Source organism: Sphingopyxis sp., from assembly GCF_035998965.1.
Lineage (GTDB): Bacteria > Pseudomonadota > Alphaproteobacteria > Sphingomonadales > Sphingomonadaceae > Sphingopyxis.
Genome location: NZ_DASYHE010000040.1, coordinates 92,784 through 106,712 on the forward strand (window position 1 = coordinate 92,784; position 13,929 = coordinate 106,712).

The 13,929-nt window shown below is 65.7% G+C and carries 14 protein-coding genes; 6 read left to right on the forward strand and 8 right to left on the reverse strand.

Features of this window, described 5'->3' with window-relative positions; all coding sequences use genetic code 11:
* Positions 1 to 25 precede the first annotated feature (25 nt).
* The 3 genes from VGN68_RS06610 to VGN68_RS06620 all read right to left on the reverse strand — a co-directional run bounded on the left by VGN68_RS06610 (position 26) and on the right by VGN68_RS06620 (position 2,090).
* On the reverse strand, positions 26 to 1,036 hold the full coding sequence (locus tag VGN68_RS06610) for an acyl-CoA thioester hydrolase/BAAT C-terminal domain-containing protein (RefSeq protein WP_327475011.1): 1,011 nt from the start codon (positions 1,034 to 1,036) through the stop codon (positions 26 to 28).
* Positions 1,037 to 1,140: 104 nt separating this feature from the next.
* The gene (locus VGN68_RS06615) at positions 1,141 to 1,674 is read right to left on the reverse strand and encodes an SRPBCC family protein (RefSeq protein WP_327475013.1); all 534 of its coding nucleotides are present in this window, start codon (positions 1,672 to 1,674) and stop codon (positions 1,141 to 1,143) included.
* 2 nt (positions 1,675 to 1,676) lie between these two features.
* Positions 1,677 to 2,090, reverse strand: a complete 414-nt coding sequence (locus tag VGN68_RS06620; protein ID WP_327475015.1) for a metalloregulator ArsR/SmtB family transcription factor — start codon at positions 2,088 to 2,090, stop codon at positions 1,677 to 1,679.
* 122 nt (positions 2,091 to 2,212) lie between these two features.
* On the opposite strand from VGN68_RS06620, the gene VGN68_RS06625 reads away from it, so the two are divergent.
* Positions 2,213 to 2,476, forward strand: coding sequence for a PepSY domain-containing protein (locus VGN68_RS06625; protein ID WP_327475017.1), 264 nt, complete (start codon positions 2,213 to 2,215; stop codon positions 2,474 to 2,476).
* Between the two features lie 6 nt (positions 2,477 to 2,482).
* On the opposite strand, the gene VGN68_RS06630 is transcribed toward VGN68_RS06625, so the two are convergent.
* Both VGN68_RS06630 and VGN68_RS06635 read right to left on the reverse strand, forming a co-directional pair.
* Complete coding sequence (locus VGN68_RS06630; RefSeq protein ID WP_327475019.1) at positions 2,483 to 3,883, reverse strand: SLC13 family permease; 1,401 nt, start codon at positions 3,881 to 3,883, stop codon at positions 2,483 to 2,485.
* Positions 3,884 to 3,893: 10 nt separating this feature from the next.
* Entirely contained in the window at positions 3,894 to 5,054 is a 1,161-nt protein-coding gene (locus VGN68_RS06635) for a glycerate kinase (protein WP_327475021.1), read from the reverse strand.
* A 125-nt stretch (positions 5,055 to 5,179) separates the two neighbouring features.
* On the opposite strand from VGN68_RS06635, the gene VGN68_RS06640 reads away from it, so the two are divergent.
* The 5 genes from VGN68_RS06640 to ligA all read left to right on the forward strand — a co-directional run bounded on the left by VGN68_RS06640 (position 5,180) and on the right by ligA (position 11,086).
* Positions 5,180 to 5,860 (forward strand): peptidylprolyl isomerase, encoded by a 681-nt coding sequence (locus VGN68_RS06640; RefSeq protein WP_327475023.1) that lies wholly within the window; start codon positions 5,180 to 5,182, stop codon positions 5,858 to 5,860.
* Positions 5,861 to 5,923: 63 nt separating this feature from the next.
* Positions 5,924 to 6,715 carry an outer membrane protein assembly factor BamD gene (locus VGN68_RS06645; RefSeq protein WP_327475025.1) on the forward strand — a complete coding sequence of 264 codons (792 nt, stop codon included), beginning with the start codon at positions 5,924 to 5,926 and terminating at the stop codon, positions 6,713 to 6,715.
* 146 nt (positions 6,716 to 6,861) lie between these two features.
* A complete protein-coding gene (gene recN, locus VGN68_RS06650; protein WP_327475027.1) occupies positions 6,862 to 8,532 on the forward strand; it encodes a DNA repair protein RecN in 1,671 nt (556 codons plus the stop codon).
* Complete coding sequence (locus VGN68_RS06655; protein WP_327475029.1) at positions 8,529 to 8,942, forward strand: putative quinol monooxygenase; 414 nt, start codon at positions 8,529 to 8,531, stop codon at positions 8,940 to 8,942. Before recN ends, VGN68_RS06655 begins: the two co-directional genes overlap by 4 nt.
* The gene (gene ligA / locus VGN68_RS06660) at positions 8,939 to 11,086 is read left to right on the forward strand and encodes an NAD-dependent DNA ligase LigA (RefSeq protein WP_327475031.1); all 2,148 of its coding nucleotides are present in this window, start codon (positions 8,939 to 8,941) and stop codon (positions 11,084 to 11,086) included. Before VGN68_RS06655 ends, ligA begins: the two co-directional genes overlap by 4 nt.
* A 354-nt stretch (positions 11,087 to 11,440) precedes the next feature.
* Here the strand turns inward: ligA and VGN68_RS06665 are convergent, their stop codons facing one another.
* From VGN68_RS06665 to VGN68_RS06675, 3 genes are read right to left on the reverse strand one after another with little or no spacing between them, the layout of a single operon-like run.
* Positions 11,441 to 12,214, reverse strand: a complete 774-nt coding sequence (locus VGN68_RS06665) for a hypothetical protein (protein WP_327475033.1) — start codon at positions 12,212 to 12,214, stop codon at positions 11,441 to 11,443.
* Entirely contained in the window at positions 12,201 to 13,073 is an 873-nt protein-coding gene (locus VGN68_RS06670) for a hypothetical protein (protein WP_327475035.1), read from the reverse strand. The genes VGN68_RS06665 and VGN68_RS06670 overlap by 14 nt, the downstream gene beginning before the upstream one ends.
* Positions 13,074 to 13,123: 50 nt before the next feature.
* A complete protein-coding gene (locus VGN68_RS06675; protein ID WP_327475046.1) occupies positions 13,124 to 13,831 on the reverse strand; it encodes a 3'-5' exonuclease in 708 nt (235 codons plus the stop codon).
* Positions 13,832 to 13,929 lie beyond the last annotated feature (98 nt).

Genomic DNA, 13,929 nt, shown 5'->3' on the forward strand with positions numbered 1-13,929 from the left:
GTGGGGTGGCGTCCGCAAGGCGGGTTTATGGCGGCCCGGCCCCGTCTGCGACACCTTTCACGCCCAGCTCGGCGCGCAAAAAGGCGCTGATCTTTGCCCAGCTATCGGCGCGCGCCGCAGCATTGCCGGCCTCGGTGCCGCCCAGCTGTGCCCAGTTCCGGCGCGCCTTGGCGTCGGTAAAGGGCGCCCCCATCACGCCATGCCCGGCATCCTTGTACCGCAACACGATCGGCGCGGGCGCCGCCATTTTTTCGGCGCGCGCGACGATCTGGTCGGTCATCGGGCAGCTCGGCCACAGTTTTTCGGCCTCGCCGCAGATGAGCATCAGCTTGCCCTGAAATTTCTCGACCGGGATGATGGCGGCGGGATTGGCGTCCATTTGCTTGAGGCCGTTCACAAACACCGGCATCAGCCCGTCGGCGCCGGGCTGTCCTTTATAGGCAAGATGGGGGAGCGGCTCGCCTTTCTCGCTCCACGACGAGTTGAACGATCCGAACATATAATTTTCGCCCGACATGCCGTCCCACACGACGCTTGACGGCATCCCGAGCACCGCGGCGCGAACCCCCGGATAGCGCGTTGCGACGACCAGGCCCGCCTCGGCGCCCTTCGAATAGCCGATGATACCGATCCGCCCCGGATCGACCCCGGGCTGCTGCTTGAGCCAGTCGAGACCTTTGTAGAAATCTTCCAGCGGGATGTTCTTGAGCTTCGCCGATTTGCCGGGTGCGTTGTGATAGGCCAGTTGTAGCGTGCTGTAGCCCTGCGCTTGCAGCAACAGCGCCAGCGCGTGCATGTCCTTGCCCAGGCCGCCTTCGGACCCGCCCAGCAACAAGATCGCGGGAGACGGGGCGTTGCCCGCAGCGGGGAAGTAATTGGCGAAAATGCCGTTGTCGGCGACGCGCTGGCCGGTCGGTCCCGCATCGACGACCCGCGCCGCCTTCGGTGGCTGGACGATCATCCACGTCGCGCCGCCCGCGCCGACGACGACGAGCGCGCCGAGCAGCCCGAGAGTGATTTTCCATTTCCGTTTCATCGCCGCTCTCCCTCTTCAACTGTGTTGCTCGTATAGGGCAGCCATGCGATTGGCCACAAAAAAGGGGCCGCCTTCACGGCCCCTATTGCACTAGTGCGTTTTGATCAGCCTGCCAGCCGCGCCGCATATTCGCCGCGCAGGCGCACGAAATTGTCCCAGTGCGGCGTGGCTGCGGTGCCGCGGAGCTTTGCCTCCAGCACATCGACATGCGCATGCCAGCCGGCGCTGACGTTGAGCAGGACTGCGGGGTCGGTCACGCGGTGGTGGGTGATGGTCAGCAGCACCTCGTCGCCCTGTTCGCGCAGGGTGAAGGTCACCCCGCCGGTGCTGCCCCAACTGATCGCCAACCGGCGCGGCGCGTCGCATTCGAGCACTTCGCAGGTCATGCGATGTTCTTCGTCCATCCCGTCGGGGCGGGTGCCCGGCGGGTCGGTCAGCTCGTCGTTGCGCCACACCAGTTCGACCGCGGCGCCGACCTTTTCTTCCATCGCGCCCGCGGCGAGCCACTGGCGGCGCAGGTCGCTGTCGACAAGATAGGACCAGACGCGGTCGATCGGGCCGGGGAGCAAGCGTTCCAAGGTCAGCGTGGCGTCCTCGCTGACCACGCCATAATCGTTGGCGGTTGTCATGATAGTCATCGTCATTCTCCTTCTTTCCCGGGGAGGGGGGGCTTGGGCGGCGGCGCGGCGTTGTCGGCGCGCAGCAGCTGTTCGAGGGTGTCGAGGCGGTCGGTCCAGAAGCGGCGATAGACGCCGAGCCACTGGTCGGCGGACATCAACGGCGCCGGTTCGAGCGAGCAGATATGGGTGCGGCCGCGGACGTCGCGGCGGATCAGCCCCGCGCCTTCGAGCACCTTGATATGCTTCGACGCTGCGGCGAGCGACATCGCGAAAGGCTGGGCGAGCTCGCCGACCGTGCGTTCGCCGGTCGCAAGGTCGCCAAGCATCGCGCGCCGGGTGGCGTCGCCAAGGGCGTGGAAGATCGTGTCGAGGGTGTGCGAATCATGTTCAACCATGTGGTTGAATATGAGTATCGCGTCGAAATTGTCAACCACACGGTTGAATTTTTCGAATTATTGCGAATATCCCGCCGCCTTTGAGCGTTGCCGCCGATGCAAACTTCATTTGCCATTCATGGCGGAGATGGCACGGTGGCAGGGTGAAACGGATTGGTTCCTTGTTGCTGGCGATCGCCACCCTGACGGTTGTTCCCGCGACCCCCGCCCAAGCCGACGACGACGATCGCGGCGCCGGTTCACGAGTCAGCGAGGCGCAGGCGGTGCGCATCGCGCGCGGCTATGGCATGGTGCGGGTGACCGAGGTCGAACGCGACGATGGCGGCTGGGAAATCGAAGGCCGCGACCGGCGCGGCCGCGAGGTCAAGGTGACGATCAACCGGCTGGGCCGCGTGACCAAGGTCGAGCGCGGCGACGATGATTGATCGCGGTCAGAGCGCCAGTCCGGTCCACTTCCACCATAGGAAATAGGTCGCGACCATCAGCATCAGGTTGAGCGGCGCGAGCACGGCGCTGAGGCGGAGCAGGTCGGCGGGGCGGAAGCCGCCGCCGGGCGCGTCCTGAAACAGCAACAGCGCCTTGGAACAGGCGGGCAGCGTCAGGCAGTAATTCATGCCCACGGTGGCGATGAACAATACCGCCATCGGCTCGATACCCGCGCTTTGCGCCATCAGGATGAAGGGCGGGCCGAGCGCGGCGGTGCGCGCGACATGGCTGGTCAGGAACAGGTGCGACGCGGTGCTGATCAGCGCGATCGCGGCGATCACCGCGATTTCGGGCAGCGTCCCGGCGCGGCCGCCGTCGATCCCGACTAGCGTGAACAATTGATCGACCAGCCACCCCGCGGCCTGCGTGTTGATCAGCGCCTGTCCGAGCAGCATCGCGCCGCCGACGAACAGGATCAGGCTCCAGTTCACCGCCTTCATGCCCGCCTTGAAGCTCATCACGCCGATGCGCGGCGCGGTGAGCGCGATCATCGCCAGGATGGCGACGGTGGCGATCTCCAGCCCGTGCAGGTCGGTGGTGAACCACAGGCCAAAGGTTGCGGTGGCCACGACCATGACGCGCCATTCGGCGCCGGACAGCGCGGAGCGGTCGATCGTCGCATGGGCCGCGATCGGCGCGGCGCGCTGCTCGGCGGAGAGGAACAGGCGCAGGACGATCGCACAGGCCAGCGCGCTTGATGCCAGCGCGAAGGGCAGCCCCCACAGCGCCCAATTGGCGAAACCAAAGCGTTCGCCGAGCCGCTGGTCGAGCAGATCCTGTTGCAGCAGATGCGATCCCGCGCCGGTCAGCGCGGCGCTGGTGGCAACCAAGATGATGACCGGGATCAGCAAAGCAAAGGCGCGGCGGCGGGGGTCGGCGCCGTCGTCGGGGAGCAGGGCCAGCGCCGGCAGCGCCGCCGCGGCGCGGCCCGAGGTCGAGGGGATCAGAAAGGTCAGCGGGATCAGCGCCAGTGTCGTCAGCCAGAATAATTGCGCGGTTGTCCGCGCTTTCGCCGCGATGCCGCCGGTGATCCGCGCTGCCAGCCCGCTCGACTGGATCGCGGCGCCGATGACAAAGGCGCCCGCCATCAGCCAGATGATATTGTGCCCGAGCATCGCCATCAGCTCGCGCTGGTCGGCGGCTTGCAGCGGCACCAGCGCGACCGCGGCGGCGAAGGCGACCCAGGCAGCGTCGAGCCGCGTCGTCGTCCACAGGATCACCGCGATGCCGAACACAGCGAGCGCAGCGCGGGCCGGAGGCAGCAGGTCGGTCGGCAGGAACACCAAGGCCGCGAGCAGCACGAAGGCGACGCTGATCCCCGTCCAGCGCGCCGCCGCCATTTTCATGCGGCAGTCTTCACGCGCGCGGCATGGCGCGGCCCGCGAGGATCGCGCGCATGGCGTTTTCGGCGCCAAGCGCCAGCATGGTTTCGGCCTCGGCCATCGCCATTTCCATGGGGCCGGGGTGCATCGAAGTCGAGAAAAAGGCGTCGATGCCATGGTCGTAAACGATGCGGGCGCGATCATCGACGGCCCCTGCGAGCGCGATCACCGGCAGGCCGCGTTGCTTGGCGCGCCGCGCGACCTCGACCGGGATCTTGCCATTCGGAGTCTGGAGGTCGATGCCGCCCTCGGCCGTGAACACCAGGTCGGCGCGGTCGAGATGACCGTCGAGGTCGAAATAGGACAGCACGACGTCGTAGCGCGAGCGCAGTTCAGCGCCGAGAAACACCGACAGGCCGGTGCCCAGCCCGCCCGATGCGCCGCCGCCGGGCATGGCGCGCACGTCGATGCCAAAGCTGGCCTCGATCACTGCGGCGAGATTGTCGAGCGCCGCCGCCATCTGTTCGATCGTCGCGGGGTCGGCACCTTTTTGCGGGCCGAACACGCGCGCAACCCCGCGCGGGCCGCACAGCAGCGTGGTGATATTAAGCACCGCCTCGATCGCGACATCGGCGAGCCGCGGGTCGCGGCCGGTCATGTCGATGCTGGCCAGCTGCGCCAGCCCGCCGCATCCGGGCGGAATATCGACGCCATGCGCGTCGAGCAGGCGGATGCCAAGTGCCTGCGCCATGCCCGCGCCGCCGTCGTTGGTCCCCGAATCGCCGCAGCCGACCAGGATATGCGTCGCGCCTTCGTCAAGCGCGGCGCGGATGAGCTCGCCGACGCCGCGCGTGGTCGTGTGCATCGGATCGCGGCACTCGGCCGGCACCAGCCGCAACCCCGCCGCCTGCGCCATTTCGACCACCGCGGTGCGCGGGCCGTCTCCGCCGAGCAGGCCGAAGCAGGCAGTGACCGGGTCGCCGACCGGGCCGGTGACGGAGAGAGTGCGCGTCGTACCGCCCGTTGCCGACGCCATCGCGCGGGCAAAGCCTTCGCCACCATCGACCAGCGGCAGCGGGGTAACCAGCGCGTCGGGATCGGCGCGGCGGACCCCTGCCGCGATCGCAGCGGCGACGCGGTCCGCCTCCAGGCATTCCTTGTAGCCCGATGGCGCGACGAGGATTCGCAATCGCATATCGACACCTCGAACCAGGTTTGCAGACAGTTTGAATTGACACCGCGACAATGAATGGCGGCTGACAATGTTCCCCCGCTGATTCGGCCTTTCGCTGCGAAACGGAGCGGGCCATAAGCAAGGCCATGTTGACCGGCTTCCTTCTCTCGCTCGCCTTGACGGCTCAGACCGCTCCCGTCCCGCCATCGCCCTCGCCCTCGCCGCCGTCACCGGTGCCGGTCGATGCGGCGACGCCGGATACGCGGCCCTATGTTTCGCTCGTGACTGATCTGGGGACGATCGTCGTGCGGCTGGAAAACAAGCGCGCGCCGATCACCGCGGGCAATTTCCTGCGCTATGTCGATGCCAAGCGGATGGACGGTTTCAAATTTTATCGCTCGACCAAAAGCTGGGGACCGGCGAACCAGCTGATTCAGGCAGGCAATCGCGGCGATCCCCGGCGCAACTTCCCGCCGATCGCGCACGAGCCGACGAAGGCCAGCGGGCTCACCAACTGCAAGGGGGCGTTGTCGATGGCGCGGCTGACCCCCGGCGATGCGACAAGCGATTTTTTCCTGCTGTTGTCGGACATCAAGGGATTCGACAGCGACGCGGTGGGCGGTGACGGCGCGGGCTTTGCGGTGTTCGGCGAAATCGTCAGCGGCGCCGATGTGGCCGACCGCATCTTTAACGGCCCGATTTCGCCGACCGCGGGCGATGGCGTGATGAAGGGCCAGATGCTGGAACCGCAGGTCACGATCAAGACGGCGCGCCGCGTGCCAGCGCCCGCCGATGCACCGAAAGGGTGTGTGGTGAAGGCGCCGTAAAACAGCGGCGCACGTCCCCATCATTTATTTTGCGTTCATCGGCGCTGTGGCTATACCGCGCGCATGACTCACCGCACCCCTTCGCGCGCCGCCGTGCGCCTGCTCGCCGCCGCTCTTGTCGTTACGCCTTTGTTGGCGGCCTGTGCCGGCGGCGGGGTCAAGAAGGACACGCGCTATGTCGCGCGCGACGTCAACACGCTGTATCGCGCAGCGCAGGATCGGCTCGATCGCCGCCAATATGGCCTTGCCGCGGCGCTGTTTGACGAGGTCGAGCGGCAGCATCCCTACTCGCCTTGGGCACGCCGCGCGCAGCTGATGAGCAGCTTCAGCTATTATATGGACCGCGAATATACCCCGGCAATCGAGGCTGCGCAGCGCTTTCTGGCGATCCATCCGGGCAACAAGGATGCACCCTACGCCTATTATCTGATCGGGCTCAGCTATTATGAGCAGATTAGCGACGTCACCCGCGACCAGAAGATCACCCAGCAGGCGTCGAACGCGCTGGGCGAGGTGATCCGCCGCTATCCCGACAGCCGCTATGCGTCGGACGCGCGGCTCAAGATCGACCTGGTGCAGGACCATCTGGCGGGCAAGGAAATGGAAATCGGCCGTTTCTATCAGCGCAGCTCGAACTGGCTGGCGGCGTCGATCCGCTTCCGCGAAGTTGTCGACAAATATCAGACGACCAGCCACGCGCCCGAGGCGCTGTACCGTTTGACCGAATCCTACCTCGCGCTGGGCATTCCGGCGGAGGCGAAGAAGTCGGCGGCGGTGCTGGGCGCCAACTATCCGGGCAATGAATGGTATGAGCGCGCGTACAAGCTGATGCAGAAGAACGCGCCGTCGGCCTGAGCGTCAACCGTCGCCCCCGCGAATGCGGGGGCCGTTGTCGGTTTGTTCGACAATGCGGGATTAGACCTCTAGCGGCCCCCGCCTTCGCGGGGGCGACGTGCTAATACCGAATAGATCCGTGCTTTGTTCTGCGGTAAGGACGGCTCGTGCTAACCGCTTTATCCATCGCCAATATCGTTCTGATCGAACGGCTCGACCTCGATTTCGCGGCCGGGCTGGGTGTGCTGACGGGCGAGACCGGGGCGGGCAAGTCGATTTTGCTCGACGCGCTGGGGCTCGCGCTCGGTGCGCGCGCCGACAGCGCCCTGGTGCGGCAGGGGAGCAGTCAGGCGCAGGTGACCGCGAGTTTTGTCGCGCCCGCGGCGGGCACGCCGCTCGCGGCGCTGCTTGCGGACAATGAGATTGCGTTGGAGCCCGGCGAGCCGTTGCTGGTGCGTCGGACGCTCAAGGCCGATGGAGGCAGCCGCGCATTTCTGAATGATCAGCCCTGCTCGGCGGCGCTGCTGCGCGAAGTCGGGGCGCATCTGGTCGAGATCCACGGCCAGCACGACGATCGCGGACTGCTGGCGCCCGCAGGGCATCGTGCGCTGCTCGACAGCTTTGCGCGCGCGGACACCGGGGCGGTGGCGGCGGCCCATGCGGCGTGGCGCGCCGCCGAGGCAAAGCTGGCGGCGGCGCGCAGCGCGCTCGACGAAGCGACGCGCGACCGCGAATGGCTGGAGCATTGCGTTGCCGAATTGCAGGCGCTGAATCCTCAACCGGGCGAAGATGCCGAGCTTTCCGAAGCGCGCGCGGCGATGCAGAAGGGCGAACGGATCGCTGGCGATCTGGGCGCGATCATGGAAGCATTTGAGGGCAGCGACAGCGGCCCGGCGCAGCTGCGCGGCGCGGCGCGGCGGCTCGACCGGCTGGCGGGCGATCACCCGCTGCTCGCCGAGGCGCTGGCCGGGCTCGACCGCGCGATCATCGAGGCTGACGAGGCCGAAACGCGGCTGCGCGAGGCGGCGCGGGCGATGGAATATGACCCCGAGCGGCTCGACGCGGCCGAAATGCGGCTGTTCGAGCTGCGCGCGATGGCACGCAAACATGGAGTCCAGCCCGACGAGCTGACCGAGCTGACTGGCACGCTGGCGGCGCGGCTCGATGCAATCGAGGGCGGCAGCGCGGGGCTGGCGAAGTTGGAGGCCGCAGTCGCAGACACCGCCGCCGCTTATACCCATGCCGCAAGCGCATTGTCCGACCTGCGCACCAAGGCCGCGTCGCGGCTCGATGCGGCGGTGGCGGGCGAACTGGTGCCGCTGAAGCTCGACGCGGCGCGCTTCCAGACGTTGGTCGAGCGGCTGCCCGCCGATCGTTGGGGGCCGGAGGGGATCGATCGCGTCGAATATCTGATCTCGACCAACCCCGGCGCGCCGTTCGCGCCGCTGGCGAAAATCGCGTCGGGCGGCGAATTGTCGCGTTTCATCCTGGCGCTCAAGGTCGCGCTCGCCGAAGAGGGCGGCGCCGACACGATCATCTTCGACGAGATCGACCGCGGCGTCGGCGGCGCGGTGGCAAGCGCGATCGGCGAGCGGCTGGCAAGGCTGGCGGGCGCGGGCAAGCAATTGCTGGCGGTGACCCACAGCCCGCAGGTCGCGGCGAAGGGCGCGGCGCATTTCGTCATAGCCAAGTCGAGCGAAGGGGTCGTGACGCGGACCAGCGTCCATGCGCTCGACGAAGCGGGCCGGCGCGAAGAAATCGCGCGGATGCTGTCGGGCGCCGAAGTGACAGCGGAAGCGCGCGCGCAGGCTGAGAGGTTGTTGGAGGTGGCGCGATGACCGCCGGGCATGTCATCGACCGTCGCGGACATTTAAAAGCTATGCTGGCAATGGCCGGGTTGTTGTTGCCGGCAAGCGCGGTGCGGGCGTTGGAGGTCGGGATGGAAGAAGTCGAGCCGCAATATGGGCTGATCGGACAGATGGTCGCCAAGCCCGGCGAGCGCGCTGCGTTGGCGGCGGCATTGACCGAGGGGACTGGCCATATGCCGGGAAATTTCCTCTATCTGGTTGGCGAGGACGGCGCCAATCCCGACGCGCTATGGATCGTCGAATTATGGACCGACAAGGCGGCGCACGCCGCATCGCTGGCGCTGCCCGAGGTGCAGGCGGCCATCGCAAAGGGTCGCCCGCTGATTGCCGGATTTGGCACCCGCGCTGAATTCAAGCCGGCGGCAAGGACGCGTGCATGAACGACGTCGAAGCGCTCTCCGAGGCTCACGCGGCCAATGAGTTGATGCGGCTGGCGAAGGCGATCGCGCATCACAATCGGCTCTATCACGCCGACGACAGCCCTGAGATTAGCGACGCCGATTATGACGCGCTGGTGCGGCGCAACAATGCGCTGGAAGAAGCCTTCCCGCATCTGATCCGTCCCGACAGTCCGAACAGCCTGGTCGGCGCCGCGGTTGAGGCGTCGCCGCTGGCCAAGGTGACGCACGCGCAGCGGATGATGAGCCTCGACAATGCGTTTGCCGATGACGATGTCGCCGAGTTTGTTGCGCGGGTGCGGCGGTTTCTGAATCTGCCCGAGGATGTCCCGGTGGCGCTGACCGCCGAGGACAAGATCGACGGGCTGTCGTGCTCACTGCGTTATGAACGGGGCGTGCTGGTGCAGGCGGCGACGCGCGGCGACGGGAGTGTCGGCGAGGATGTCACGCCAAACGTCCGCACCATATCGGATATTCCGGAAAAGCTGGCCGGAAACGCGCCCGAAATTTTCGAAATCCGCGGCGAAATATACATGGCGAAGGTCGATTTTGCTGCACTCAATGCTGCGCAGCAAAAAGCCGAAGCAAAGGTGTTTGCGAACCCGCGTAACGCCGCCGCCGGATCGCTGCGGCAGAAGGATGCGAGCGTCACCGCGGTGCGGCCGCTGCGCTTTCTGGCGCATGGCTGGGGCGAGGTCAGCGACGTGCCTGCGGCGACGCAATATGAGATGATGCGGTTGATCGAAAGCTGGGGGTTGCCGGTGTCGCCGCTGCTCGGACGCTTCGACGGCATTGCCGATGTGCTCGCCCATTACCGCGCGATCGAGACGCGCCGCGCCGAGCTGCCTTATGATATCGACGGCGTCGTTTATAAGGTCGACCGGCTCGACTGGCAGGCGCGGTTGGGGTTTGTGGCAAGGGCGCCGCGCTGGGCCATCGCGCATAAATTCCCCGCCGAACGCGCGCAGACCACCCTCGAAGCCATCGACATTCAGGTTGGGCGCACCGGCAAGCTGACCCCGGTCGGGCGGCTGACGCCGGTGACCGTCGGTGGCGTCGTGGTGTCGAACGTCACGCTGCACAATCGCGACGAGATCGGGCGGCTGGGCGTGCGTCCCGGCGACCGGGTGGTGGTGCAGCGCGCGGGCGACGTGATTCCGCAGGTGGTCGAGAATCTGACCCGCGACGAGGATCGCGACCCCTATGTCTTTCCCGACCATTGTCCGGTGTGCGGCAGTGAAGCGGTCGCCGAGGAGGGCGAGGTTGATGTCCGCTGCACCGGCGGGCTGATCTGCGCCGCGCAAAAGTTTGAGCGGCTCCGCCATTTCGTCAGCCGCGGGGCGCTCGACATCGAGGGGTTGGGCGAAAAGAGTATTGCCGAGTTTCTGGAGCTCGGCTGGCTCGACAAGGGGCCGGCGGATATTTTCCGGCTGCATCGGCACCGCGACGAGCTGCTGGCGCGTGAAGGGTGGAAGGAAAAGTCGGTCGACAATCTGTTCGCCGCGATCGAGGCGAAGCGGCAGCCCGATGCGGCGCGGCTGCTGTTCGGGCTGGGTATTCGCCATATCGGTGCGGTGACGGCGCGCGATCTGCTCAAAGGCGTCGGCGACATTGCGCTGCTGCCCGCCAAGGCGGCCGAGATCAACGCCTATGCCGAGGCAAACCCGCGCGGCGAGGGCGAATCCGACGGCAAATATGCGGCGCGCAAGATGGAAGCGATCAAGGCGATCCTCGACGTTCGCGCCGACGGCATCGGCCCCGCGGTTGCTGAAGCGCTCGGTGACTTCTTCCACGAGCCGCACAATCGCGCGCTGTGGGACGATCTGCTGTCCGAAGTGTCGCCGCCGCCGTTTGTCGTCGAAACGCGCGCGAGCGAGGTGTCGGGGATGACGGTGGTGTTCACCGGCAAGCTGGAGACGATGAGCCGCGACGAGGCGAAGGCGCAGGCGGAAGCGCTGGGCGCCAAGGCGGCGGGATCGGTGAGCGCGAAGACCGACCTGGTGGTGGCGGGGCCGGGGGCGGGGTCGAAGCTGAAGCAGGCGGCGGCACTGGGGATCAGGGTGATTGATGAGGCCGAATGGGCGGCGATTGTGGCGGCGGCGGGCCCTCGGACAACCTTACCCTGACCCGCTACAAGGTTAACGGTCCAATGATGCGTAAGTGGGCGTCATGATCGGGCTGTATTAGTGTCGTGGGATGTGGAAAAGCTGCTCTTCTAATTCGCTTCCACGCAACGGTCGAGGTTGCTCGCGGAGAAACCGCATCCTGTCTCAGAACGAACTGGCCTCGCGCAGTAGCAGCCGCCCGGGGATTAGGTTGGACGCGTGTAGGATACAGAACACTCCGCCCATGCCGTCAAGTCCCCCGACGGGACTTGCCCAGCGGCAGGAGATGCCGATCTTTACGGCGGTCAAATTCGGTGTTGCGCGTAACTTCCGCGGATCGACCATGTCAAAGCTGTATTTTCCTGCAACGATCGGTCACCGAGACAGCCCGCCCGCGCCGACGATGACCGACAAGAAATGACTTGTCAGCGCCGACGCGCCTTTTCGGTAGGCGATTTCACCCCAATCATCCCAACGGTGCACCCGCTCGGCAAGCCAGGCGAAGAGGTCATCACGCGATTTGGCATCGGCGAAGGACTGCGACCACGCGATATTGCGCGTCGGCATCCGCGCGCCAACCTTAAGTCCGGTCAACGTCACCAGGTATCGACTTCCCAAATCTTCGCGCGCGAACAGATGGCGACGAAACCCAACCTGCTGCTCAAAGGTCATCAGCGCCCGCTCTCGTGCCTCGGCGTCGAGCCCCTTGTTCGCACTGACAGCCGCCACAACCGCCGACATTGGCAAGCGCTCGAATTCCGGCTCGCGCGTGGCCTGCAGCATCATGAGGACCGACCTGCCCAAAGATGTCAGTCCCCCGTCGAAGAAATTCCTCTCGTTCGATTTCCCGACCATTCCGATGCTGGCGAGCCAGCACTGATAGAAACGCCAGAACATCATGTCCCCGCCAAAAATGTCGTGCTGACGCTCTTCGCCGCACCACATCGATTTTATCGCGGTCATCACCCTCAGCATCAGTTCATGCTGTTCGGGCGCGAAGTGGACCGATGGGAAGCCAAGCTCGCCTACCCAGAATGCGTCCCTGACACTCGCCCAATTTCGCCCGGATGCATCCTCGTAGCCGCGCGGATTGGCTCGAAGCCACCATCCCCACGGAAGCTCGCCGGCGTGGCGATCAAAGTCGGTCACGGCCACCTCCGCGACGAGGATCGACGCCGAGCGGCGGCGGCGCGCCATCGCGCGCGGGCGCCGCGCCTCCTTCAGCGATTGCTCGCAGCTGAGCCGCGAGGGCAATCGTTTCCCTGACAACATAGGCATCATCGCGGTAGATCCGGGCAAGTTCCGACGACTTCGATCCGGAGGAATTCGGCCTATCGTTCGGACTAAGATCGTAGGCATGATCGCAACTGAAGCCGAACCACCACGCATGCGAATCTTCGACCCGGTGGTCAGTTGCGTGTTCTACCGGATGGTAGACCGCCGGTCGTAATGTCACGTGGCAGATGCGGCGCGCCTCGACGGCTAAACGACGCGCCGGACTTGGCCCTTCGTCGCACAGTCGTGAATAGGTCAAACCGCCATGCACCTCGATCCCGATGTCCGGCGGAACTGCGTCGGCATCCCAGCCCCAGAGAGGGTGATCCCGGGGAATGCCGACATATCCGCAGAGAAAGCCATCGTCCGTGTTACGCAACATGATGCAGTCATAGCCACTCACCTCGTCGCGCCAGCTGACCTTGTCCGCCTCTCCGAGCCACGCGCCCTTGCCACCAGGCCGCGCGGCCTGATCGTAGAATATTTCTTCTGCGGGAACGACGCATTCGCGGGTTGCATAGGCGCGGCCGGTGACGAGACCGACGCCGCCTTCTCGCGCGACATCGCCTCCAACGCCAATTAGTTTCGCCACAGCGAGTTCGGAATCGAAGATTGACAGCAGCGTGTCGTCCGTGGCGGGCACGACAGTAAGCGTGGCAGCCTTGCGTTTGACGGGCGCCTTATGCCTTCCGATCGGGACGAGCGCGGTGGACTTGGTGGACTTTTTTGCCATGCCTTTTCTCCAGTCTAATAAGGGTGCGCGCATAGTTTCTGGCTGAGCGTTCATGGCGGTCGGTTCGATGGCGCTGTTGGTGCGTAGCGCTGCCGCCACGTTATCCGCTCGATGATCGGTCCAAGAGCTCGGGGATTGGCCTCCATCGAGTAGACATGACTGGCGAGCCACCATTCCTCCTCGGCACGACGGGCGTCGGGCACTTCTCGCCACCAACATTTCGGATTGCTCGCAGCGTCCCAGCGGTAGCCCCGCAGTCGCAGCAGGTCCTTCACCTCGAAGGAGGCGCCGACCGCGCGGAATTGCCAGCTGGGCGCGCGGGCGGTGGCGAGCATCTGCGCGAGCGCAGTCGTGCCACCAGGCATATTCTGTCGTAGAATTTGGATCACCGCGTCGACATCGTCCACGGCGCGGTGCGCACCGTGGAAGTATCCGCTCTGCGCAAGAAGCCACCCCAGCGACCGTCCGTCGAAACCATTGGCGCGCCAGTCGATGTCGTTGCAGCTGCAGCACCACGCGAGCCCCGCAGCCTCCGGTAGCCGGCGTTCAACATGACGACGATCGAAGGCAGCATTGTGCGCGCAGATGAAGGTAGCGGATTTGAGAAGCCGCACCGCCGCCGTTTCGTCGATTGCCTTACCGGCTACGTTGGCGTCGGTGATGCCGGTCAGGCGCACGATGTCCTCTGGCAGATAACTTCCCGGATCCTCTAGCCACTGTCCGTCGTCAGAACATTTGGCGCAGATCGCGGCGTAAATTAGTGGAGAGCGGGCCTCGTCTGGGGATTGATATTAGGCGGCGAGCTTTCGGTGCTGCAAGCGCCGATATTGGATGGTCTGTCGTTTGATCCTTTCGC